This window comes from Herpetosiphon sp. (assembly GCF_003512625.1).
Lineage (GTDB): Bacteria > Chloroflexota > Chloroflexia > Chloroflexales > Herpetosiphonaceae > Herpetosiphon > Herpetosiphon aurantiacus.
The window spans coordinates 1-24,454 of sequence record NZ_DOPT01000021.1; the positions used below are offsets into that span (position 1 = coordinate 1).

Sequence of the window (24,454 nt, forward strand, 5' to 3'; positions counted from 1 at the left end):
ACTGCGGCGGGCGAGGGGCGTTTGGTTTGATGGTTCCCCCTCGCCTCGCGGGCGGGAGCGGGGGCTAGGGGGTGAGGGCATGCTAATCGGGCAGTAAATCCCTCCCGAATCATGGTTAACTCCCTACCCTTGAAGGGCTAGGGAGTGAGGGTATGAAAATCGACAGCGAATTCAATCCAATCATGGTTGACGACCTACCCTTATAATCAGGGAGCGGGTTGAGGGCATATAATCAATCAACGCCGATTAATCACAATCGATTAATCGGCGTTTTGACATGCCAAAAATCGCTTGCTTATGGCTCTATAATTTAAGTATTCAGCCAAACCAATTTGACGATTAGCCTGCTTGTCTCTACAATCGCCAAACTAATCCAGCTCGTGAGGGATTTTATGCTCAACCAACGTGTTATGCGCCATTGGCAATTGCCAACATCGGCCTCGCCCAGCCAACTTCGCAGCCTCGGCGAGTATCATCCATTGCTGGCAGCTATTTTATGGAATCGCGGTTGGCGCGATGCGGCAGCGGTTGAGCAATTTCTCAATATCGATTGGAAACAACGCCACGATCCTTTTTTGTTGCACGATATGGATCGCGCAGTCGAACGGATTAAGCAGGCAGTTGCCCAACAACAACGGGTCGTGGTCTACGGCGATTTCGACACCGACGGCGTGACCGGAGTTACCTTGTTGATGCAATTGTTCAAAGCCTTTGGTCTGCCAGTGCGCCCCTACATTCCCAAGCGTGAGGGCGAGGGCTACGGCCTGAATCTGGCGGCAATCGAAAAATTGCATCAGGAAGGGCTTGATTTGCTCGTGACGGTCGATTGTGGCATTAGCAATGTTGCCGAAATTAGCCGCGCCAACGAGTTGGGCTTCGATACGATTGTGCTTGATCACCACCAGCCGCCCGCCAATTTACCACCTGCCTATGCCGTGGTTGACCCCAAACGCAGCGATTGTGCCTATCCCTTCAAGGGATTGTGTGGGGTTGGCGTGGCCTTTAAATTGTATGAAGCGTTGTGGCGGGCAGGCATTCAGCCTAACAACTTGCGAGCACGCGACATTCTCGATGTGGTGGCACTAGGCACAATCGCTGACATGATGCCCTTGACTGGCGAAAATCGGGTGTTGGTGCATTTTGGTTTGCAGGCCATGAACGAAAGCCAACGCCCAGGCTTAAAGGCGTTGTTGCGAGTAGCGGGAGTTGAACAAGGCAAAATTGATGCAAGTAGCGTTGGATTTCGGCTTTCGCCACGAATTAATGCCGCTGGCCGTTTGGTCGATGCGCGAATTGCCTATAGTTTGTTGCTGGCTCCCGATCAAGCCCAAGCTGATGGCTTTGCCGACCAATTAAATAGCACCAACATTGAGCGTCAAGCCCTAACCCGCGATGTTCAGCAGGCCGCCCGCGAATTAGCCCAAAATAGCGGCCAGCTTGATCAACGTATTTTGGTGATTGTGGGCGAGGATTTTCATCATGGGGTGGTGGGCTTGGCAGCAGGCAAATTGGCCGAAGAATTTGCGCGGCCTGTGCTGGTAATGGGCAAAGAAGAAGATCGTAGTCGGGGTAGCGCTCGTTCGATTCCAGGCTTTAATATTGTCAATGCCTTGGCTGAATGTGCCGATTTGTTTGAAAAATATGGTGGCCATGCCGCCGCAGCTGGCTTTACGATCGCCAATGAGCATATTCCAGAGCTAGAACAACGCTTGCAAGCAATCGCCAATCAACAGATTACTGATGCGATGATGGTGCCGCAGTTACCAATTGATGCTGAGGCGACGTTTGATCAACTGAATCTTGACACGCTGGCGGTGCTCGAAAAAATGGCTCCGTTTGGGCTAGAAAATCCCCAACCACGCTTTTGCAGTCGGCGCGTAACGGTGATCGAGGCGCGTGGGGTTGGTGCTGAAAATCAACATTTGCGCTTGCGTTTGCAACAAGGTCGCCATTATCAAACCGCAATTGGCTTTAACCTTGGCGATTGGTTGGCAGAATTACCCAATGGTTCGCAGATCGATATCGTTTATACTGTGGGCATCAACGAATGGAATGGGCGCAGTTCGGTGCAACTTACGCTGGTCGATTTGCGCTTGAGTGAAGGGCAACGATGAGCTTAGTTTTAGCCTCAGCTTGGCAGCCACGCGGCGAATTAGCCCGTTTTGAGCGGCTTTTACCTCAATTAAGCCAATTGTATCGAGCAATTGTAATCACCACGCCGCCAACAATTGATGCTCAATTGCTGCAAAGCCTCAACGAACTGCCAAATGTTAAGGCCGTGCCAACCACTGAATGGTTTCAAGGCCGCCACTTGGCCTTGGCCGAAGCACTCAAAACTCAACCAAACTATATTCATGCAATTGATTTTGATCGGGCATTGCGCTGGATCGAAACACGCCCCAGTGAATTGACCAGCATTGCCCAACGTTCACAAACCCATTGTTTAATTATTGGCCGCACTTGGCAAGCCTACGCCACCCACGCCCGCGCCTTGATCGAAACTGAGCGAACCAGCAATACAATGGCCTCATTTTTCCTTGGCATGCCGATGGATATTAGTGCTGGCGCACGCGGCTTTACGCCAGTTGCGGCGCATTTTATTTTGGCCAATAGCCCGCCGCTTGATGCGCTGGGCACTGATGCCGAATGGCCTGTTTTGTTGCATCGTGGCGGCTTCAAGCTGAATTATTGCGAAGTTGATGGCCTCGATTGGGAGATCCCCGACCAATTTCAGGCCCAAGCTGCTGATGCTGAAGCTCAGCAAAGCCAAGCCGCACACTACGATAGCCAGATCGAGCATTGGCGCTATCGGGTCGAAGTTGCTCAGCGCATTGTGCAAGCTGGAATTGCCGCCGCCCGCCGACCCTTGCAGTTTCTCTCTTAAAGCAAAACCGCGCTCCACCGAATGGAACGCGGCGCAGTAATCAGCACTAATTTAGCGGAAGCTCTCGGTAATATCGCGCACTTCCTCGTATTTGGCTTTGAGGTTTTGCAGCGCTTCCTCGGTGACAGTTTGCAAATTGCGATAAATTTGCTTATCAAGCATTTTGCTCTTATCGCCGTCGGGCCACAAACGCCATGAATCATTGTCGATCATATCGGCAACGATCAGGCTCCCATCGGCAGTGCGGCCAAATTCGATCTTGAGATCAACCAATTGTACACCGCGCTCAGCCCAAGTTTGTTCAAGCAACTCAAACACCCGCGTGCCTTCTTGCTCGATAAAACTGACTTCCTCGGCAGTCGCCAAGCCTTTTTCAACAATCCCTTCCAAGTAAATTTGAGGATCGTGGTTGGCATCGTCTTTATAAAAAAATTCAACCAATGGTGGGCTAAAACGGGTGCCTTCGGGCGTTTCAGGGTGGCGGCGGCAATATGAGCCAGTTGCCAAACGGCGCATGACTACTTCTAAGGGCAACATTTCACAACGTTCAACCAGCATCACCCCAGGTTCAGGGTCGGATTGATAGTGGGTGCGCACGCCACTGCGGTTGAGCAAGGCAAAGACATTAGCCGAGGTGCGACCGCTGATCGCGCCTTTTCCGTCGATTTCATTGCGTCGTGCCCCATCGCCAGCGCTAATCGAATCCTTTTGGACCATATAGGCCAAGCTTTGGTCTTCAGGGTGAGCATAGATAATCTTGGTTTTGCCTTCGGCTAATTTTGTGCCGTATTGCATTGAAAACGCTCCTTCATGCGTTGTTGAGCAAGCAAATTCAACGGCAAACTCAGCAAATGGAGTCTGCCCGCCCCATTATACATGCTTATGCGTTTTCACTTTTGATCCCCTGCAACACAATCAAGAGGTAGCGTTCGCGTTGCTCAGCTTGATCGTCGCCGATTGGCAGGCCCGCCAACAAGGCCGATAAATCGCCAGCGCGTAAATCTGGCCGCACCAAACCAGCCGCTTGCGCACGATCAATCAAGGCTTGAATCGCTGGATCAATGCCGCGTTTGGCTTGGCTGGTGGTTTCAATCAAATTGCTATGTTGGTGAATCATGGTTTTAAAGGCTCGATCTTTGATTTGGCGTTTAGCCATGCCCCGCACTACCTGCTCGACTGCCCACCAAGGATCAGCCGAATCTTGTAAGCTCGCCAGAAAATCAGTTACTACCTGAAAATGCTCCTGAATCACCAAATTCAAAAGGCCTTCTTTAGAGCCAAAATGATGATAGAGCGTACCAACCGCCACGCCTGCATCACGAGCGATCGCATCCATGGCGGCGCTTGGCCCATCGCTAGCAAACCGCGCTTTGGCCGCCGCCATAATCCGACCATGGTTTTGTTGCGCATCAGATCGTTGCGCCGAGGGTTTTTTGGGAGATTTTAAATCATCAGTCATCATTAATTACCTCTTGACAAATTGAACCATAGTTCAATATAATCAAGTTGAACGTCAATTCAACATATTCAACAAGTATAGCATAGACCCAAACGAAAGGATTAATAGATGACAACTGAGCTGCAACAGCGCACAATTCAACTTGGGCCTACCACAATCACGGCAATCGTCGATGTTACCACGCCATGGCCGATGCTGCCGGTCAGCGACGCAATTTGGAATAAAGTTCGTGCGGCCTATCCCAGCTCGTTTTATAACGCCGAAACCTTGCTAGGACGAGTGCATTGCTACCTGATTCAACAGGCTAGTCGCACGATTTTGGTTGACACAGGTTTGGGCAAAGCACCACCGCCAACGCCAGCGCTGAGCAGCCAACAGCTTGAGGCTCAATTAAGTTTGATGGGAATTGATGCTACAGCGATTGATACCGTGTTCTTAACCCATCTGCATGTTGATCATGTTGGCTTGAACACGCATTATGTTGATGACAAATTGCAAGCGCGTTTCCCCAATGCCCGCTATTTGGCCCATAAAGCTGAACAAGGCCTGATTGAATTTATGCAAACCCATACTCCCGAACGCGCTGGCTACTTGCAAGATCAGGTGTTGTGGCTGAACGAGCAGGGCTATTTAGATTTTTTCGAGGCCGATTTTGAATTGACTGAAGGCATCACGACTTGGTTTACTCCAGGCCATAGCCCAGGCCACACTGGGCTGTTGATCGATCATGGCACTGGCGAACGTGTGTTGATTGCTGGCGATATCTTTTTCAACCCAATTCAAATGTTCCATCCAAGTTTTGCAACCGGGTTGGATGTCGATAAAGAGCAAGCGCATGCCACGCGCCTAGCGGTGTTGCAGCAGGTCAGTGATGGCAAAACCTTAGTGGCAGCCTGCCATTTTCCAACGCCAAGTTTTGGCTATGTCGTGCCCGATGGTGATGCCTATCGCTGGCAACCGATTGCCGAGGATTAGTTTGTTTTTAACCACGAAGGACAAGGGGACAGGATTCAGGGGCTAGGGATCAGATTTGAATTACCTATCTCAATCATTAATCCTGGCCCCTGACCTCTATCACCCTCTGCGTGAAAGCCTCGTCGTTTACCTCGTTTGCCTTCTACCCTTTTTGATTTTCAACTTTTGCCTTTTGACTTTTGCGGTACTATAGCTAGCTAGTTGCTACCAATCGGCAGACACTGATTTGGCAACTGATGAGCTTGTTGGAATCTAGTATAAGGTGGTGAGTGATGGCAATCGTTAGTTTAATTTTGGTGGGCTTGGTGGCGGTCGAACATATTTATATTTTGTATCTTGAAATGTTTGCCTGGACGCAGCCGCGCACCATGAAATCGTTTGGTTTAACGCCGGAGTTTGCCCAACAATCCAAATCGTTAGCTGCCAACCAAGGCTTATACAATGGTTTTTTAGCGGCTGGCTTAATTTGGGGCTTGGTGCATCCCGATGCCGAGTTTGGCTTGCAGATTCAACTCTTTTTTGTGCTTTGTGTGGTTGTGGCGGCAATTTATGGTGGATTAACCGCCAAACGCTCAATTTTATTCATTCAAGGTGGTCCGGCAATTGTGGCTTTGGTGGCTTTGCTAATCCACATGTTTGTTTAATTGCTTAGAAAATCTTTAAGTTTTCTTCATTATTGTTTGGTATGCTGCTTGGGCGGTTTTATGCACAAGGAGGCATCTATGGATAATGACGATCAACCAGTTGGCCGGATTTTGAGTCGGCGCGAAGTGCTTAGGCTGTTTGGGTTGGCTGGTTCGGCGGCGGTAATCGCTGGTTGCAGTAGTGAGGTTGCGCCAACTGCGACGACTGTAGCTCAAGCAAGTGCCCCAACCGCCACAGCTACCAGCGCCGCAACCAATACCATTGCTGAGGCGGCAACGGCAACCGCTGCCGCCACTAGCACTGCCGAAGCAACGGCAACGAGCGAGGCGGTGGCGGCTTTGCCAAGTTGTATTGTGCGCCCTGAGTTAACCGAAGGCCCGTATTTTGTCGATGAAAAACTCGAACGCTCGGATATTCGTTCTGATCCAAGCAACAATGCGGTTAGTGCAGGCACCCAATTGGATATCAATGTTGTGGTGAGCCAAATTGGGGCAGGCACATGTACGGCATTAGCTGGGGTAATTGTCGATTTGTGGCATTGTGATGCTGATGGAGTCTATTCCGATGCAACTGACCGCAGTTTTAACACTGTTGGTCAGAAATTCTTGCGTGGTTTTCAGCGCACCGATGCTAGTGGCCTCGCCAAATTTACCACGATTTATCCAGGCTGGTATCAAGGGCGAGCGGTGCATATTCACTTTAAAATTCGTACCGACGAAGGCTATGAGTTTACATCTCAATTTTTCTTCGACGAAAGCTTGACCGACGTGGTACACGCCCAAGCACCGTATGTGGCCAAAGGCGTGCGTACCTTGCTCAACGATGGCGATGGCATCTATCAACAAAGCGGTGGCCAAACGATCTTGACAGTTACCCCAAGTGCTCAAGGCTATAGCGCTACCTTCGAGATTGGCCTACAGATTTAGTTTTTTAACCACGACGGATACTAGCTAAGGGTAGGTTTACGATCCCTCACCCCAACCTCGCTTCCACAGTGGCGGGCGAGGTGGTGAGGGATCTCAATCATTAACGCTATTGGTACAAAAGATTTTCATGCTTGCCTCTTACGAAAGCCCAAAGCCAAGAGCCATGTGATGAAATCGCCTGGCCTGCTTGACGTTGCCTAGACTCTACCGTACACTGCTCGCAGTATACTCAGGAGTTTTATCCTATGCCTCGCGTAATTGCCGTCACCAACTTCAAGGGCGGTATTGGCAAGACGACTACCACCGTGAATGTAGCCGCCGGCTTTGCCCTCAAAGGTGCTTCAGTGCTTGTGATCGATGTCGATCCACAGAGCAATGTGCGTATGTGTTTTGGGCATGCCGAACCCCGCCGCTCCCTGTACGATGTTTTGATCGATAACAAGAAAATTCCTGATTGTGTCGTGCAAGTACGCCCTAATATCGACCTACTTGCCTCAAGCGATGCATTATTGCAGGCACAATCGGATATTGGTAAACGCCCAGATTGGGGGCGCGTGCTCGAAATTGCCCTGCGTCCGGTCGTGCGCAACTATGATTTTGTCTTTATTGATTGTAGCGCTTCGTTGACTGTGCTTAACCTGAATGCCTTGATGGCAGCATCCGACATTATTGTGCCAACCGCCTTGGAGCACCTGGCTTTGCAAGGGTTGCGCCAGCTTGGCCGAAATATCACCCGCATCAAAGGCACCATGGGTGCATTACGCATGATTATTCCTACCATGTTCGATGCACGTAATCGCCAATCGCACCGTTTGCTGGCCTCGTTGCGCGAGGAGTATGGCACACTTGTAACCGACCCTGTTCGGGTCAATGTGCGGCTTTCCGAGGCGACGGTTGAGGGTAAAACGATCTACGAGTATGATCCACGCTCAAATGGGGCGATTGATTATGCAGCGTTGGTCGAAAAATTGGGCGATGTGTTTAATTTTCAAGCCAAACCTATGGCTGAGCCTGTGGCCAACCCAGTTCCAGCAGCACGTCCATTTACCGTCTTTGAAAACCCACCACCACCACCCGAACCATCGTTGGTTGGCAATTTACAAGCCGAAGAAAAGCCCATGTTTCGTGGCCCTGTGCGTGAGGAATGTCCGCATTGTGGGCGGTTATTAGAGCAAGTGATGTTGGCAGGCTATCGGGTTTATTTTTGCGATCATTGCAAATATAAACGCCAAGAATTAGCTTCGGGAGTTCGGCGCTAGGAATATTTGCGCACACGCTGCAACCCAAAAACGATTGCAACGAGCCAAATGCCTGCAAAACCAAGCCGCAAACGGGCTAGGTTGTTTGGGCTGACCGTCAACCACGAGCCAAGCAGTTGATCAAGCCCCCGCGCAATAAATTCAACCCCAGCCAAATTAAGCCCAAATAACCCGGCATAGAGCACAAACGTAATCATGCGCCGCCGCCGACCATTGCTGATCTGCCACGCTAAAATGCCACAACCAAGCAGCACCAAGCCACTAACCAGCCAGCTCCAAAATTCAATTGTCATAACGCTACCTTAAATGAACAACCTAATTTGAGGGGAAGTATAGCATGAGGAATTTAAGCGGGAAAATAATCACACCATTGTGCCGAACGCGTAGATTATGGCCTTATTGACCACAAAAGCTGCAAACAACTTGGGTTTGTGGCTCGAAGGCTGCCGATAATGGAGCTGGGTTGATCACGCTGGTGGCCAAAATCAACAAGGCCAAGGCGGCGATAATTGCCAAAGCCAATGAGCGATTGAATGGTTGGGTTTGGATGTTCAACATAGCTGCCTCCGAATTAACATTGCGTTAGAACTGAGGCTAGTATCGCATCCACTTGTGACAAACAGCGTCACATCGTTTTAGGCCTTTGCAAAGCCATAAAAAACACCTACTTACTGGGCTAGTAAGTAGGTGTGATTGGCGCGACCGGAGGGACTCGAACCCCCGACACTTGGTTCCGAAGACCAATGCTCTATCCACTGAGCTACGGTCGCAACGTCTATAGAATACTCGAAATTGGGCTTTGTTGCAAATCTTAAAACCAACAGCGGATGGGAATTCCATCCGCTGTTGGCTGTTCTCAGTGCTGTGTGGAGGAAACCGCTGGCGAACTGGCTTATTTGGTCAAGGCTTCGCGAGCGCGTTCGAGTTCGGTATTCAAGCGTTCTTCGCCCTTGGTGCGCAAGTTGGCGATAATATCATCAACGGTTTTGCCATTGGCTTGCGCAACTTGCTCTAAGGTTTTGCCTGCTTGCACTTCGGCTTGAACTTGCTCAACGGTTAGTCCGGTTACATCGGCGGTTGCTTGCACCAACAGGTGTTGGCCACGACCACCGCGACCTGGGCCTTTTTCACTAACAACACCTTTTTGGTTCATCAGGGTTGGGGCTTCAGTTTTGGCGGTTGCTAAACGTTCAGCCTTTTGGTCTTCGGTAATTTTGCCATTAGTGACGGCTTCGCTCAAGTTGGTTTCCATTTGAGCTACGGCTGCATCAATTACTGCTTGTTCGCTGCTGCCATTGGCAGTGGCAATTTCGGTCAATGAAGCGCCTTCAACCAATTTGCTGCGCACATCAGCCGTGGTCAGTTTGGTCAAGGCTGCGGTTTGCTCAACCAATTGATGATGAATGCCCATGCCGCCGCGTTGACCCATACCACCGCCACGCCCGCCACGCTTGCCAAACCCAAAGCCTTGGCCTGGATTGGCCGTGGTGCTGTCGGGCGTGGTTGGTTGCGTTTCGGTAGTATCGGGTGTAGTTGGTGTTTGGGCTTGAGTGCTGGTTAAGCGTCCACCCACAAACACCAAGGCAAAAGCGATTGCCACAATTGCCAGCCATTTTCCAATCGTTTTCATAACGCCTCCGTTTTGTACCATTGCATTCGTCGCTTGTTCGATATGGCTCTAGCATAAACCACTGCTGTGAAGAACATATGAAGTAAAGTCAGAAGTCAAAGGGCAAAAATCAAAAGTATGACATTGAACCACGAAGAACGCGAAGCGAAGAGGGATCAGGTAATAAACATAGGATGATAATCAAACAAATCTGTGCAATCTGTGGCTAAAAAAGCCTGCGCGTCCTTCTTGATCTTCGCGGTTGCCAATCCTTTATGTCCTTCGCGGATCGAATATTAACCTAGATGTTGGGCAGAATTTGGTTAGATCTGCTGTAACAAATATGTAATGAATATGCTAGCCAAAGCGCTCTGATTCACCAATACTTAACCCTGTAGTACGTTTTGTAATGATTTAGGAGGGTCCTTGTGCTGCGTATATGCCAACGCTTATTGGGCTTTATGCTCATAATTTTTTTGATCACTCAGCTTCCTGCAATGAGCTATGCCGAGCCACCCACTGACCAACCAAGCGATTGGTGGGGCATCGTCGTGCGCGACCCAGCCTACGAGTGGAATACCAATCCAGCTTATCCGAATGCTGCCAACCAAGCCTTTATCGATCGCATGTTCGATGAAATTGTGGCGATGGGCGGGCATTGGGTGCGCTTCGAGTTTCACGGCGCATGGGATGGCTCAAATTATGGCAGTTTTAATTTGGCTCAGGCTGATTATTTTATCAGTGCCGCGCATAGCCGTGGCTTGAAGGTGCTGGCCTTGCTGGGCACTGATATTTTGCGCGGCCCTCAAGCGGGAGTGCAACATTTTGATGGTGGCACGGTTTCAGGCAGTATTCCCACCAGCAATCCCGACCGTGAGTTATCACCCTGCCCACCAGCCCCGATTGGCTGCGGTGTGAATGCCTATCAAAAAGCTTGGCTCGAACGTGCGATCAGCATCGCCGATTATTATCGTGGTCGGATTGATGCCTATGAGATTTTCAACGAGCCAAATTTTTATTTTGCATTGATTGGCGATACTAATGGCCAGCAAGATGAGATGAATCCCTATTATCTGGCCCAAACAATCACCAAACTGTATCGAATTTTGCGCGATCCCAGCCGCAACGATCAAACGCCGTTGATCGTTGGCGGTTTGCACCCATTAACTTCCAACGAATCAGGCCGCACTGATCGCGGTTACTTGCAAGCGCTCTACCAAGCAGCGCCATTCAGTAATTGGGCCAATAGCCACAACGGCCAATATCCGATCGATGGCGTGGCTTACCATCCGTATCCCGCCGAGATGCGCCGCTTGATCAGCGATAACGACTTTTTGCCATTAGTCGCGCCGCGCTTGGATAGCCTAATTGCCACGATGCGTAGTTTCGACCAAACCAGCCAGCTTTGGCTGACCGAAATTGGCACGCGTGGCGACCCGAATAATCCTAGTGAGTTGCAACGCCAAGCCGATTTTATGCGTCAATTTGTGGCAACGATCTATGGCCGACCTGAAATTGCCAACTGGTTTTGGTTCAAGTACGAGGATTTTCCGCCTGCCAGTGAGGCTTGGGGCGTTGTGCATATCAATTACGATGGCAACGGAGCCTATGATCTCAACGGCACAGTCAGTTTGTATAAACCGAGTTTTTATGCCTATCGCGATTTAGTTGATCATTTTCGCCAGCGGGTTTGGATTCCACAGGTGCTAAATAACATTAATTAGCTGATTCTGACGGCCTAAAAAGCATTTGCAGGCCCGTAGTTACAGTCTGCCCAATTCGACCGTGTGTGCTATAATCGAAGCAATCAAACACCAACGAATTGAGTACATCACTTGGGGATAGAGTAGCAATGTCAACGCGAAAATCTGCGCCAAAGCGCCAAAGTGGCAAAAAGCCAACCGCTGCGACCGCCCGCAAACGGGGCGCAGCTAAACAAACAATCACCCCGCAAATCCAAATTCCTCAAAATCTTCAGCGTGAGATTTTTGCGGTTATTTTGGTATTTTTGGGCTTATTGACCTTGCTATTCAGTACATTTAGCGGCGATCAAGGGGTGATTGGCACGCAATGGAATACCGCTGTGGCGCGGGCTTTTGGCACTGGCAAGGTGCTAGTTCCGGTGGCGCTGGGCATTCTGGGCGGCCTGATGATCTTTCAGGAGCGATTTAGTGATAGCCGTTTGAGCGGCGCGAATATTCTTGGCACGCTGATGGTGCTGCTTTCGCTGTTGATGCTACTGGAATATCCAGGCTATGAAATTCATCGCGAACACCCTGAGTTTCACGTTGGCGCTGGCGGTGGGGTCGTTGGTCAAACCTTGCTGACCATTTTAATCAGCGGGATTGGCAAGGGTGGGGCATTGCTCTTTTCGGTCACGATTGGACTGATCGGGATTATGCTGACCTTTAATCTGACCTTACGCCAAATTATGGCAGCATTGTTCTACTACACGGGCGGTTTGCGTATTTTAGGTCGCCGCTTGTTGGGTTCGCCCGTTCGGCGTGAGCCAATGTTTGATGATTATCCTGAGGAGCATTTCAGACCGCTGGAATTGCCCGCGCCGCAAGCCATGCCCAAGGTCAGCAACAAACGTCGTCAAGCGATTCTTGAAGATACAACCAACCAAGAGGTGGTGCTTACGCCGATTGCTGAGCGCCCCGCCCAAGCCAGTTTGTTTAATCGCGACCTTCCTGAGCCAAATCGGCCAGCCCGCCGCAAGGAAGTTGCCCCGCCACCAGTTGCGCCAAATGCAGCTGGCAGTATGGCCCCAACCAAACGGCTCAAGCCTGCCGATGATCAAACCAAGTCTAATCAGCCAAACGCTAATGCTGAAGACCCCAACTTTATCGAGCCAGACGAAGCGCTGACCCATCGTGCTTGGCCGTTGCCAACCCTTAACGCACTCGATGAGTTTGTTGAAGGCCAAATTGGCGATGAAGAAAAGCGCGAAAAAGCGCGGATTATCGAGGAAACCTTGGCCTCGTTTCGGGTTGAGGCGCGGGTGGTCGAGGCCAACACTGGCCCCGCAGTCACTCAATTTGCGCTCCAACCAGCAATCGGGGTCAAAATTAACAAAATCACCAGCCTGCAAAACGATTTGGCTTTGGCGTTAGCAGCGCCATCGTTACGGATCGAAGCCCCTGTGCCAGGCCGCTCGGTGGTTGGCATCGAAATTCCCAATTCGGCGATTGCCACGGTGGCCATGCGCGATGTGATTGGCAGCGAAGAGTTTGATACCAAACGCGGCAAGCTCAAAATTCCGCTAGGCAAAGATGTTTCAGGCAATGTGGTGATTGCCGACCTGGCCAAAATGCCGCACTTGCTGGTAGCTGGCAGCACTGGCTCAGGTAAAAGTATTTGTATCAATTCGATTATTATTTCGTTGTTGATGAAGCACACGCCCAACGAGCTAAAATTCATCATGGTTGACCCCAAAATGGTCGAATTGATCGTTTACAACAATATTCCGCATTTGCTCACGCCGGTGGTAACCGAGCTTGAACGGGTGGTTAGCTCGCTCAAGTGGGCCGTGCGCGAGATGGAACGGCGCTACAAGGTTTTTGCCAAGGGTGGTTTTCGTAATCTCGAAAGCTATATGCAAGCTGCCCGCAAGCGCCCCGACCTTGAGCCAATGCCCTATATCGTGGTGATTATCGACGAGCTGGCCGATTTGATGATGCTGGCTCCCGATGAAGTTGAAACCTTGATTTGTCGTTTGGCTCAAATGGCTCGTGCCACCGGAATTCACCTGATTTTGGCAACCCAACGGCCCTCGGTCGATGTCGTAACAGGCTTGATCAAGGCCAACTTCCCTACGCGGATCGCCTTCGCCGTGACTTCGCAAATCGACTCACGGGTTATTTTGGATACGCCTGGAGCCGAGCAATTGCTTGGCCGTGGCGATATGCTCTATCTGGCGGTCGATGCTGCCAAATCGATTCGGGTGCAAGGCACCTTTGTTTCCGATGGCGAAGTTGAAAAAGTTGTGCAATTCTGGCGCATGCAAATTCCACCTGAATTGACCAAGCCCGATGCTGCCAACCCCCAAGCCAAGCCTGCGCCAAGCAGCCAAACCAGCATGGGCGATGTCTTTTTGCAAGCCGACGAGCAAGATGAACTGCTGCCCAAGGCGATTGAATTGGTGCGCCAACATCAACGCGCTTCGGCCTCAATGCTCCAACGACGCTTGCGGATTGGCTATAGCAAGGCCGCCCAATTGATCGAACTGCTGGAACAGCGCGGAATTGTTGGGCCAGCCGAGGGCAGTCGTTCGCGCGAGGTGCTCAATCCAGAACAGGGAGCGAAGGCTGGTGGCGACGAATAGCGGTGATATTTCTGCACCTGTGGCGTAGAGCCTGCTACCCAACAGATCGACGAAATCGTTTATTATGGGGAGCATAGGCTATGCGGTTCTTGGTTCGTAGCACTGATAGCGCCCAGATAGCCTATCGCCTATAGCCTTGTACAAGGAGATCGCTTGTGAACAAGCAGACCATTCGTGATGTAGCGTGGAGCGGAAAACGAGCTTTGGTTCGGGTGGATTTCAATGTGCCGCTTGATCAAGCCCGTAAAGTCACTGATGACACTCGGATTCGGGCAGCGTTGCCTACGATCAACTATTTGCTCGAACAAGGTGCAAGTGTGATTTTGATGTCGCACTTGGGCCGCCCGAAGAAAAAAGTGGCCGAAGAATTCCGGCTCAAGCCAGTTGCCGATCATCTCCAATCGCTGCTGGATGCCCCAGTGAACTATATTCAGACAACGACTGGCGCTGAGGCCGAAGCTGCTGCCCAAGCCTTACAAGCAGGCCAAGTGCTGTTGCTGGAAAATACCCGCTTCGACCCCCGCGAAGAATCCAACGACCCCGCCATGGCCGAAGAATTGGCCAAACTTGGCGATATTTATGTGAATGATGCTTTTGGGGCGGCCCACCGTGCTCATGCCTCAACCGAAGGCCTCGCCAAATTCCTGCCAGCCGTGGCTGGTTTCTTGATGGAAGCCGAATTGGCGGCGCTTGGCAAAGCCTTGGATGATCCTCAACGACCTTTCGTTACGATCATTGGTGGCGCAAAAATTAGCGACAAAATCGGCGTGATCGAAAACTTGCTGGGCAAAGTCGATTCATTGCTGATTGGCGGCGGTATGGCCAATACCTTCTTGTTGGCGCAAAACAAGGCGGTTGGCGCTTCATTGGTCGAAGCCGATAGCGTGGCCGAAGCAGGCCGTTTGATCGACGAAGCCCAAGGTCGTGGCGTGAAATTGTTGTTGCCCAGCGATGTAGTGGTGGCCGATGCCTTCAGTGCCGAAGCCAATACCCAAGTGCTGAGCATCGACGATGTGCCCGATGGCTGGCGAATTCTCGATATTGGGCCAGAAACCCGCCAAACCTACTCGCAAGTGGTTAGCGAAGCCAAAACCGTGATTTGGAACGGCCCAATGGGTGTGTTTGAGCTAGAGCCATTTGCTGCTGGCACTCGCGCCGTTGCTCAAGCCTTGGCTGATAGCAGCGCAATCACGATTATCGGTGGTGGCGATTCGGTTGCAGCGATTGAGCAAATGGGCTTAGCTGAAAAGATGAGCCACATCTCAACTGGCGGTGGCGCGAGCCTCGAATTGCTCGAAGGCAAAGTGCTGCCAGGCATCGCCGCGCTCAACGATAAATAACTCGCTCGCTTACTCAAGTACGCAGCCCTACAGAACGCTTGATTCTGTGGGGCTTTTTATTAGCAACCTTTGAAGAGCAAGCATTCTGTGAGTTGAGAGGAAATCTCCATGTATCGCGTTCCGCATAATCCACAGCCAAAATATCGCTGGCCAATGATTCTGATGTGTTGTTACTATGGGTTTGTGGGGTTTCTGGCAATTCTTGGCAGCTGTACATTTTTTAGCATTATGATCGACTCTAAGATGCTTGGCGGCAACTACATCCTAAGTTTATTGTGGAGCAGCGTACTATTACTGGCCAATGTCAGCCGTTTGGGCCTCTTGGTTGGTCTATTGAAATTCTATCGGTGGGCATATTATGGAGCGTTGATCATTGAGTTACTTACAATTATTAATCTGATATCACAATTTGTATTACATAGTGGCCTGATTACGTGGCCTGAACTCGCATCGGGCTTGATTGGAATGCTGATTCTTGGTTATCTACTTCAGCCCAAAATTAAACAACAATTCCTTAAGTCAACATAACGCATACGTGTAATGGTTTATCACGTTAACAACGACCAGCATGCCCTCACCCCCTAACCCCCTCTTCCGCCCGCGAGGCGAGGGGGAACCGATCCAGGCGTGCTCCCCTCGCCCGCCGCAGTGGGCGAGGGGCTGGGGTGAGGGAACGAGCACTGGTTCTCAATCCAATGCATTATTACACATAAACGTTACAAGCAATTAATCAACAAACATTCGCAGCACTGCTATGCTATGGGTGTTTTTTATGGTAATACCGCGGTAATCAAATACGTCTCCTTGCAAAAGGAGTAATTATGTATCAAATTCCTAAAACCCCTCAATTGATTCAACAAACCCCAATCTTGCTGATTTGTGGCTATTATGCGATTATTGGCTGCTTTTTTACGCTCGGCAGTTGTTCCTATATTGGAACCTTAATCATTGGTATTGCTGTTTCTCCGCCAGAAACGCTGATCAGTGGCATGAACGCTGAGATTTTTTGGACAACCCTATTGTTATTGCTGAATACCAGTCGTTTGGCCTTATTGATTGGTTTATTAAAAACCCGACGTTGGGCTTATTGCGGGATCATTGCACTAGAAATCAGTATGGGCATCAATTTATTATATGAAGTATGTTTGGGCCAATCACCAATGACCATTTGGCCGCTATTTACTTTTTTCAGCGGAGTCGTTGGGGTTGGCATTATGAGCTATCTCGCGCAAACTCACATTCGACAACAATTTAAGGTGTAGGATGAATTGTATGATAGCGTGAAGGCTCCAGCCGAAGTATCAAGTTTCGGCTGGAGCTGGAATTCCTAGTTAATCTTCTTGCACAAAGAATATTTGGGTTTAGCGTTGGGTTTGTTTCAACAACTCATCAACATAATTGAAGGCCGCCAACGATGAATCACCAAACACATCAACCGCAAATTTTGCGTCTTCGGTTTGCAGTGTGCCACACCAATTGGTTAGGGCATAATCGAGTTGCTGTGGATCGCCCGTTACCAGTACATCACGTGAAAAGTGATACGCAAAGCGATCAATGTCAAATTGAATTGCCTTAAACTGTTTAATTTGAGCAGCATTCAGTTTGCCTTGCTCAAGTAATGCAGTGCGAATCAACGCAAGATCATTCGACCAACCTACGGTGATATGCGGGGAAAGCAGGCGTGGCGCGTAAAGCCCACGTTGACTTTGAAGGTGACGATGACTAATTGCTTGGTTGTAGATGTCAACTAGGCTATCGATCATATGCAGCCTTGGAATAGTTTGGTTTAAATTGGTGATTGTTTGTTCAAGATCGCCTGCTTCAAAATCTTGCCAAGCATCACGAGCATAGAGATTGAGAGTATCAAACTCACGCCATAGATGATGCCCACTCAAGGCAATATTGGCATCACGCTTGGCTTCGAGGCGCAAAATCGCCTCTTGATGACGGTTAATCTGGGTAAAACTAACCAGCAAGGCCGCAATTAAGGCCATAATTAGCCACGATGATCGTTTGATTTGTTTGATTTGGCTCAGCATATACCTTATCCTTCGGCTATAACTCCACACCCCAATACGCATCAAAGAGTTAAGTTAGAGCTGCAAAAATCAGGTATTTGGCTAGCACTTTTAGGTTAACTATCGCTAGTACTTTGGCTTTTTAGCGATTTTTGAGGATACACCAATGAGGTTTGGTGGAGACGTTGGGACTTGCACCCAAAGGACATCATGGCACGTTGGCTTTAACTGATGGACTGCCTATGCCGCCCCCATTGCCCAAGCATTCTAGCAAATGTGCCGCGATTATGGCTCAGCCCTCAAGCGGTTTAGGCTTCCAACCAAGGGCTGAGTTGGGCCGCTGAAATAACCCCTTGACGCAAAATTGTCGGTTGCTCACCACTGAGATCGACAATCGTTGAGGGTTGTTCGCCCATTGCAAACCCACCATCAAGCACCAATGGCACACGCCCAGCCAATTGTTCAGCCACAGCCTGCGCGGTATTCGGCGTTGCTTTACCATGCAAATTAGCACTGGTTCCAGCGATTGGCGTGCCAAATTGGCGAATCAAGTTGCGCAATTGCCCATGGTTTGGCACTCGCACGGCAATCGTCGCTTTGCCAGCAGTTAATAATTGCGGTAGCTGCGCGACCGCTGGCAAGACTAAGGTCAAGCCACCTGGCCACCAAGCCTCAGCCAAACGCCACGCCAAATCGGGAATATCACGGGCAACCTTGGATAGATCATCCAAATCAGCCAGCAACATCGGTAGCGCAACCGTGGCTGGCCGTGCTTTGGCCTGAAAAACTTGGGCAATCGCTGCTTCATCCAAGGCTGAGCCACCAATACCATAGACGGTATCGGTGGGAAAACAGAGAATTTGGCCTTGCTGTAATTGCGCCAAGGCTAAGGCCAAACCGGCATCATCAAAATCGATAACATTGGTGTTCATAAGGTTGTTGCGGTCAAAATCACAAAGACGGCTGCGCCGACAATTCCCAATTCCCAGCCGATGCGCCGATCAAGTGTGCCAGCTTGGGCATGATGCAACAAGTTCATCATCACATAAAACAGCGCCGTCAGCAGTGTGCCAACAATCAAAAATGGCGCGGGCCAGAAGCTAAGCATTGCCGCAGCCTCAGCGATCACCACGCCAACCACGGTTAATGCCAACGATAATGGACGTTGGTGATCGTTGACATTGCGGGCTAAAAGGCGATAAGCCAAGGGTACGCTGGCACTAAACGCCAAAATGCCAGTGAAAATCATGCGATAGTGGGCGTTGGCAATTGCACTGAACATGCCAAAAGCCACCAAATAGGCTACTGCTTGTAGTCCAACCCGCGCCTTATCGCGTACTTCAGTATCGCGATCGAGCACATAATGCTGGGCAACCAAGGTTGCGGTTAGTAAGCTGCCGCAAACCACCAACACCAAAATAAAGGCCGTGCCTTGCAAGGTTTCTTGAAACAACCGAAAGAAGGCAAACGAGCCAACCACCACCGCTGAGGGCAAAACCCAAAACAAGGGCACAATTTCGATTTTGCTGAGTGGGCCAGGCAAACGCAACAGTTCACGATGCTCCAAAGCCGGGTGCGCTTTGGCCAATAAATCGGCCCCGGTGCTGATGATAATGACCAATAGGGCGATAATAAACCACGCCACCGAAATCACTGGCAGATCGTTGCTAATACGGGCCACTAAGGGATAATCGGGGTTGGATTCGAGCAGAAAGACCACCATCAAGCCTAAAACCACCAAACTGATGAGTGGCAAAATGCGGTCGAAACGCGGTGTTAGTTTCATATGCTATCAAGATAGCCTAGCTGGGCTAGCCTATCGCTAGGATTATGCTTGGCATAATCTACTTGAATAATTCGGCAATTCGCGATTGAATTGCTGGTAAATCTGGTTGAATGATGTAAGCACCATCACTGGTGCTGGTTTCATAACCATAGTTTAAATCAATCGATTCGCGCTGAATCCCAGCCGGCTCGAAATTCTGAATTGCCAGCACCAAACGCAAGGTCGTCGGCAAATCGATGCTGGTATATTCGAGGGTATTGTACAACGAGCTAACCAATTCGATGTTGTCAACGCTATTATTGGCTTGCATGAGATTTTGCAAACGGGCAAAAATTGCCAAAAGCACCTGCTGTTGACGCTTACCACGCTCAAAATCGTTGTCGGCATGGCGGGTGCGGCTATAAATCAGCGCCGTTGCTCCATCCATATGTTGCATGCCTGGCAAAAAATGCGCTTCCATATAGCCATAATCAAAGGTTGGGTAGCGCGAATCGTAAATTTCCTTGGGCACATCAACATCAATGCCCCCAATTAAATCGACCATGGTGATCATTTCTTCAAAGGTTGTAACCACCACCGCATCAATTGGCTGGCCGATGGTGGTGCTCAGGGTTTGGCGTGCCAATTCGGCTCCAGCTTCAGCATCGCCATTATCGCCCTCGCCATACATATAAGCAGCATTTAATTTGACCGAGAAGCCATATTCCGGCGGCAAAGCGACCCATAAATCGCGGGGCAAGGAAACCAAGGCCGCGCTTTGATTGCGTGGATTGAGATGCAAAACCAACAATGCATCAGCCCGCGCTGGCTCAGTCTCGCCAGGTCGTCGATCCAAGCCCAAAATTGCCACTGTCATGGCGGCTAATGGGCGCGGGGTTGCGCTCGGTCGCGGGGTGCTGGTTGGGCGCGGGGTTACGCTTGGCTCAGTTGTGGCAATAGCTTGGGCGGTAGCCGTTGGCTGAATCACTGGAATCACGCTTGGTTCAGCTATGCCGCCTGCAATAACTGGCGCTGGCGTGTTACTTGGCTCAATTTGCACCCCAACCACTTGCTCAGGCGTGCTCCACCACCACCAACTACCGCCAAGCACCAGCACAGCCAGCATAGCAAAAACGGCCAGCGGCCAGCGGCGGCGAGTTGGTTTGGTGAGTGCTGGCGTAGGCGTAGGCGCGGCAAGCACTGGCTCTTCAAGCAGGGTCGTTAATAATTGGCGCTGTTCTTCAACCTGCAATACTTCTAATAAGGCATAGCAATCGGCACAATTAGCAATGTGGAAACCCATTTGAGCACGTTCGGGCGGACGCACCGCCGGACGAATTCCTGCCGCAAGTTGGCGGCGCACGTCTTGACATTCCATGCAACGTCCTTGAGGATGGTAGTTTGTCGCTTGATTATAGGCGGCTCGTCGCGAAGATGCAAAAAACGTAGCCTACGTATCAGCTACGTTTTTATCGTGAATGCTTGCAAAACGTGTTAATCAGCAGCGACTGGCATAATAAACGTGAAGGTCGTGCCTTGGTTGACCGCACTTTCAAGCCAAATCCGGCCACCCATCAGTTGAATTAGCGGGCGAACTAGCGAAAGCCCCAAGCCCGTACCGCCAGCTTCAATTTTTAGCGGGTTTTCGGTACGATAAAAACGATCAAAGACTTTTTCATGTTCGCTGGGGTCGATGCCCACGCCGCTATCTTGCACCGCTAAGGCGATATAGCGCCGCCCGACTTGCAGCCCTTCGCGTTGCTTGTTTGGAATATCGTTGAAATTGATTTCGAAGGCTTTCACGCTGATTTTGCCGCCATTGGGCGTGTATTTGATCGCGTTGGATAGCACGTTCGAGGCCACTTGGCGAATACGCTCCATATCGCTCCAAATGGTTGGCAAATTGGGCGCGAGGCTTAGCGAGAACTCCTGTTGGCGCTGGGTAATTTCAGCCCGTGCATTACCAACCACGCTACTCATTACATCAGCGACCATCAGCCGGGCCATTTGTAATTCAACGCTGCCAGTTTCAATCTTGGTGATATCCAGCAAATCGTTGATAATCGCGATCATCCGCTCGGAGTTATGGGCAATCGTGTTAAGGAATTCCTTCTGAGTGGAATTTACTTCGCCCAACGAACCCATCGCCAGCAATTGAGTATAGCCTTTGATCGAGGTCATCGGCGTGCGCAACTCGTGCGAAACCGTACCAATAAACTCAGTTTTCAACCGATCCGATTCGACTTCGCGGGTAATATCGCGGCCAATCAAACACGCGCCCAGCAATTCGCCACGCTCAGTCATCACCGGAACCAAAGTCACACTGATCGATTGGGTGGCGCGTTTGATGATAATGCCTTGGGTTTGGGTGGCATCGGGGTTGTTCAACACTGCTCCCAGCGGATCGCCTGGTAATTTGATATTCAATGATTCAAGCAATTCATCGAAGCTTTGAGTTACCAACTCATCAAGTGGCCGATCCAGAATTGATTCGGCGGCAGCGTTGGCCAAAATAATATTGCGATCAAGATTGAACACAATCACTGCATCGTTCAGCGATTGCAAAATAGCGTTGTTTTGGCTCGAAACTTCTTCTTGATGGCGCAGCATGGTTGAAAGCTTGATGGTGCGTTCGGCCAAATATTCGTAAAGCTGGGCGTTATAAATGGCAATTGCGATTTCGCCAGCGATTGCTTTGAGCAAACGCATATGGCTTTGATTGAAAAAGTGCGATTTAGGATGTGAGAGCATCAACACGCCCACAATATCATCGCCTGCGATCAGCGGCATGCCGACCAACGAGCCAGTATTTTTGCCAACCTCCTGGCCAAAGGCATCAACTTGCACCCAACGATCATCGTTGGTCACATCGTTAACCAAGGCTGGCTGGCGATGTTGGGCGATCCAGCCGACCAAGCCTTCACCAATTTGGAAGCGCCGCGAACCAAGCGTATGCGAAATTCCGGCCAAGGTTGCCCGATCAACCAGCAAGCCTGTAGCAGCGTCGATCAGCATCACCGAGCCATGTTGCACGCCAGTCAGGTTGGCTAGTGCTTGCAAAATCCGGTTGAGCAGCACATCAATTTCGAGGGTCGAAATATCGCGAGCAATATCAGCAATTGCTTCGAGCCGATCACGTTCTTCGCTCAGTTCGGCGGTACGCTCGGCAACTTTGCGTTCGAGGTCGGCGTTTAATTGCTGCACCGTACTATACAAACGAATATTTTGCAGCGTGACCACAATTTGGTTGGCAACCGTGCGCCAGAGGTTCATCATCACATCGTCGATGCGCTCGATCAAAGTTGAGCCTTGGGCCACTAAACAGCCAAGCATATTATTTTCTTGGCGCAGCGGCACAAACAACGCCCCTTGGTTATCGACCATCCACGAGGTGCTATTTGGCTCGACCATTGGTTGGAGTTGGACCATGCCTTGAGCGGTAGCAACTTTGAGGGCTGCGGGCAAATTTTCAGGATCAAGCGGCTGGCCAGTTAACTTGGCCCAATCATCGCCCCAGGCATGTTCGATCATCCATGTGTCGTCGTCGATGCGCAACACAATTGCACAGCGCTCGACCGTAAAGGCTGAGAGAATTCGTGGGCCAATATCTTCAAGAATTTCGCGATCCAGCGAGGCGCTCATGGCTTGCGAAAGCTCATAGAGCGTAGACATCTGTAAAGCAAAATAATCGGATTCGGAAGCCATTTGAGCCTGATGATCAAGCAGATATTCGGCTTGGGCCACCTGTTCGCGCAATTCGGCTTGGACTGTGGTGTTGTGATGATTGGTGAGCAAAATCGTACAGCGCTCGACCAATTGATCAAGCTCGTTCGACGATTGCCAGCGCGTCAGCTTGTGTGTTTGCAATACATCAACGATTGCTGGGCGTAACTGAAAACTCAGCTGAATTAGGGTGGTTAATTCAAAGGCATGCCAATCGATGCCCAACTCAACCAAAGCTAGCTCAAGATCGGTTTGCTCGTCAGGTAACGTTAGCAGCAACTCATATAAACGCCGCACATGCACCGAGGGAAAATGCACCCCATTTTTGGGCACGGCAGTGCCGAGGCGATGCACCCAGCGGGCGATCACCTGCTCAGCATTATCAATCAGAAATTGACGCAATTGAGGCGTAGACGTTTTCTGCATAGCGCACCTTCTGGACAAAACGCAAGGCTGACCTACTGGGTTTGAGCAATCAGAATCGTGACATCATCGGTGGTTTTGCCATAGCGTTCCATCAAGCTGATCGCCAAGGCTTCGGGGTTTTCGATCGCATGATGCAAAGCCGAATCGGTAATCATGCGAGTTGAAATGCCGTCGCTATACAACACAAAAATATCACCGAGATTAAAGGTATAGGTCATTTCCAGCAGGCTTGGTAACTGATTATGCCCAAGAATGCCATTTTTGGAAATAGGCTTAATCACCCGATCGCTGATGACGTGAATACCTATATTACCTACGCCAATATAGCTTGCGCGAAGATGATCGAACTCCAAGCGCAATAAGCCAATCACTGCGCCGCGTGTGCCGTGAAGTGCCTTATGACAACGCTCGATCAATTCTTTGAGCGGTCGGGTCGCATGTTGGTGCAATTCTTCTAAGGCTAATTTGGTTGGCTTGGCTGCTTCTGCGCCCCCGCCAAGGCCATCGATCACAGCGATTAAGATACTATTTTGACTTTCGATCACAGCATAGCCATCGCCAGAGACCGATTGACCATATTTGCTGCGCGTTTGGGCGCTCCAATTTAATCTCATTATAGTCCTCCGCGTTCGCGCCGACGTGGGAGCCACCGCCGTGCTCGAACGACCGTGCCAACACCAACTTGGGATTCAATTTCGAATTCGTCCATCAACCGTTTAACCCCAGGCAAGCCCGTGCCAAGGGTCTGCTTGGTGCTATAGCCATCACGTAAGGCAAGGGTTGTATCTGCGATGCCTGGTCCATTGTCGCTTGCCTCGATTTCGATACCACGTTGCTCGTTGCGTTCAATTTCGCGCACGGTTATGCTACCGCGTTCGGCGTGAGCCAAAATATTGCGCGTCAATTCTAAAATCGCAATTTCAATCCGTGTACGATCAACATCATCAAAGCCTAGGCCACGCGATACTTCACGTCCATGGCTGACCGCGATGTAGACATCAACCTCACGAGCAATCGTTTGGGTCAGAGGTTCACGACTCATTATAACGTTTCCGTTTTGGTTGCGATAGTGATGAAGATGACAACTAGCTTTCGTTT

At 50.3% G+C, this 24,454-nt stretch carries 23 protein-coding genes and 1 tRNA gene; 11 read left to right on the forward strand and 13 right to left on the reverse strand.

Annotation, left to right across the window (positions count from 1 at the left end):
• The first annotated feature begins 392 nt into the window (after positions 1-392).
• Entirely contained in the window at positions 393-2,114 is a 1,722-nt protein-coding gene (recJ, locus tag DEF47_RS04585; RefSeq protein WP_012192352.1) for a single-stranded-DNA-specific exonuclease RecJ, read from the forward strand.
• Positions 2,111-2,884, forward strand: coding sequence for a hypothetical protein (locus DEF47_RS04590; protein WP_012192353.1), 774 nt, complete (start codon positions 2,111-2,113; stop codon positions 2,882-2,884). Before recJ ends, DEF47_RS04590 begins: the two co-directional genes overlap by 4 nt.
• A 51-nt stretch (positions 2,885-2,935) precedes the next feature.
• Here DEF47_RS04590 and DEF47_RS04595 read toward each other — a convergent pair whose 3' ends face one another.
• Complete coding sequence (locus DEF47_RS04595) at positions 2,936-3,679, reverse strand: phosphoribosylaminoimidazolesuccinocarboxamide synthase (protein ID WP_012192354.1); 744 nt, start codon at positions 3,677-3,679, stop codon at positions 2,936-2,938.
• Positions 3,680-3,764: 85 nt separating this feature from the next.
• The gene (locus DEF47_RS04600) at positions 3,765-4,343 is read right to left on the reverse strand and encodes a TetR/AcrR family transcriptional regulator (protein ID WP_041304973.1); all 579 of its coding nucleotides are present in this window, start codon (positions 4,341-4,343) and stop codon (positions 3,765-3,767) included.
• A gap of 108 nt (positions 4,344-4,451) precedes the next feature.
• On the opposite strand from DEF47_RS04600, the gene DEF47_RS04605 reads away from it, so the two are divergent.
• The 4 genes from DEF47_RS04605 (at position 4,452) to DEF47_RS04620 (ending at position 8,148) form a co-directional block, all read left to right on the forward strand.
• Entirely contained in the window at positions 4,452-5,318 is an 867-nt protein-coding gene (locus DEF47_RS04605) for an MBL fold metallo-hydrolase (RefSeq protein WP_012192356.1), read from the forward strand.
• A gap of 272 nt (positions 5,319-5,590) precedes the next feature.
• Positions 5,591-5,962 (forward strand): DUF1304 domain-containing protein, encoded by a 372-nt coding sequence (locus DEF47_RS04610; protein WP_012192357.1) that lies wholly within the window; start codon positions 5,591-5,593, stop codon positions 5,960-5,962.
• A 78-nt stretch (positions 5,963-6,040) separates the two neighbouring features.
• Complete coding sequence (locus DEF47_RS04615) at positions 6,041-6,889, forward strand: dioxygenase family protein (RefSeq protein ID WP_012192358.1); 849 nt, start codon at positions 6,041-6,043, stop codon at positions 6,887-6,889.
• Positions 6,890-7,134: 245 nt separating this feature from the next.
• Positions 7,135-8,148, forward strand: a complete 1,014-nt coding sequence (locus DEF47_RS04620; protein ID WP_012192359.1) for a ParA family protein — start codon at positions 7,135-7,137, stop codon at positions 8,146-8,148.
• Here the strand turns inward: DEF47_RS04620 and DEF47_RS04625 are convergent.
• From DEF47_RS04625 to DEF47_RS04640, 4 genes are all read right to left on the reverse strand, one after another.
• Positions 8,145-8,441: a hypothetical protein gene (locus DEF47_RS04625; protein WP_012192360.1), complete on the reverse strand. Its 297-nt coding sequence runs from the start codon at positions 8,439-8,441 to the stop codon at positions 8,145-8,147. The genes DEF47_RS04620 and DEF47_RS04625 overlap by 4 nt on opposite strands.
• 103 nt (positions 8,442-8,544) lie before the next feature.
• Complete coding sequence (locus tag DEF47_RS04630) at positions 8,545-8,706, reverse strand: hypothetical protein (protein ID WP_287044996.1); 162 nt, start codon at positions 8,704-8,706, stop codon at positions 8,545-8,547.
• Positions 8,707-8,842: 136 nt separating this feature from the next.
• A tRNA-Arg gene (locus DEF47_RS04635) sits at positions 8,843-8,918 on the reverse strand.
• 122 nt (positions 8,919-9,040) lie between these two features.
• Positions 9,041-9,778, reverse strand: a complete 738-nt coding sequence (locus DEF47_RS04640; RefSeq protein WP_012192361.1) for a hypothetical protein — start codon at positions 9,776-9,778, stop codon at positions 9,041-9,043.
• A 407-nt stretch (positions 9,779-10,185) separates the two neighbouring features.
• Here DEF47_RS04640 and DEF47_RS04645 point away from each other — a divergent pair, with 407 nt between their 5' ends.
• The 5 genes from DEF47_RS04645 (at position 10,186) to DEF47_RS04665 (ending at position 16,686) form a co-directional block, all read left to right on the forward strand.
• Positions 10,186-11,481: a glycosyl hydrolase gene (locus tag DEF47_RS04645; RefSeq protein WP_012192362.1), complete on the forward strand. Its 1,296-nt coding sequence runs from the start codon at positions 10,186-10,188 to the stop codon at positions 11,479-11,481.
• A gap of 128 nt (positions 11,482-11,609) precedes the next feature.
• Positions 11,610-14,084, forward strand: coding sequence for a DNA translocase FtsK (locus tag DEF47_RS04650; RefSeq protein WP_012192363.1), 2,475 nt, complete (start codon positions 11,610-11,612; stop codon positions 14,082-14,084).
• Positions 14,085-14,239: 155 nt separating this feature from the next.
• The gene (locus tag DEF47_RS04655) at positions 14,240-15,424 is read left to right on the forward strand and encodes a phosphoglycerate kinase (RefSeq protein ID WP_012192364.1); all 1,185 of its coding nucleotides are present in this window, start codon (positions 14,240-14,242) and stop codon (positions 15,422-15,424) included.
• A 108-nt stretch (positions 15,425-15,532) separates the two neighbouring features.
• A complete protein-coding gene (locus tag DEF47_RS04660) occupies positions 15,533-15,952 on the forward strand; it encodes a hypothetical protein (protein WP_012192365.1) in 420 nt (139 codons plus the stop codon).
• Positions 15,953-16,245: 293 nt separating this feature from the next.
• On the forward strand, positions 16,246-16,686 hold the full coding sequence (locus DEF47_RS04665) for a hypothetical protein (RefSeq protein WP_012192366.1): 441 nt from the start codon (positions 16,246-16,248) through the stop codon (positions 16,684-16,686).
• Positions 16,687-16,785: 99 nt separating this feature from the next.
• On the opposite strand, the gene DEF47_RS04670 is transcribed toward DEF47_RS04665, so the two are convergent.
• The 7 genes from DEF47_RS04670 to DEF47_RS04700 form a co-directional block, all read right to left on the reverse strand.
• On the reverse strand, positions 16,786-17,463 hold the full coding sequence (locus tag DEF47_RS04670) for a hypothetical protein (RefSeq protein ID WP_012192367.1): 678 nt from the start codon (positions 17,461-17,463) through the stop codon (positions 16,786-16,788).
• 287 nt (positions 17,464-17,750) lie between these two features.
• Positions 17,751-18,374 carry an L-threonylcarbamoyladenylate synthase gene (locus DEF47_RS04675; protein WP_012192368.1) on the reverse strand — a complete coding sequence of 208 codons (624 nt, stop codon included), beginning with the start codon at positions 18,372-18,374 and terminating at the stop codon, positions 17,751-17,753.
• Positions 18,371-19,228, reverse strand: a complete 858-nt coding sequence (locus DEF47_RS04680) for a DUF5656 family protein (RefSeq protein ID WP_012192369.1) — start codon at positions 19,226-19,228, stop codon at positions 18,371-18,373. Before DEF47_RS04680 ends, DEF47_RS04675 begins: the two co-directional genes overlap by 4 nt.
• A gap of 58 nt (positions 19,229-19,286) precedes the next feature.
• The gene (locus DEF47_RS04685; RefSeq protein ID WP_012192370.1) at positions 19,287-20,585 is read right to left on the reverse strand and encodes an LCP family glycopolymer transferase; all 1,299 of its coding nucleotides are present in this window, start codon (positions 20,583-20,585) and stop codon (positions 19,287-19,289) included.
• A 116-nt stretch (positions 20,586-20,701) separates the two neighbouring features.
• Positions 20,702-23,356: a GAF domain-containing protein gene (locus tag DEF47_RS04690; protein WP_012192371.1), complete on the reverse strand. Its 2,655-nt coding sequence runs from the start codon at positions 23,354-23,356 to the stop codon at positions 20,702-20,704.
• A 32-nt stretch (positions 23,357-23,388) separates the two neighbouring features.
• A complete protein-coding gene (locus tag DEF47_RS04695; RefSeq protein ID WP_012192372.1) occupies positions 23,389-23,970 on the reverse strand; it encodes a SpoIIE family protein phosphatase in 582 nt (193 codons plus the stop codon).
• The gene (locus DEF47_RS04700; RefSeq protein WP_012192373.1) at positions 23,970-24,398 is read right to left on the reverse strand and encodes an anti-sigma regulatory factor; all 429 of its coding nucleotides are present in this window, start codon (positions 24,396-24,398) and stop codon (positions 23,970-23,972) included. Before DEF47_RS04700 ends, DEF47_RS04695 begins: the two co-directional genes overlap by 1 nt.
• Between the last annotated feature and the right edge of the window lie 56 nt (positions 24,399-24,454).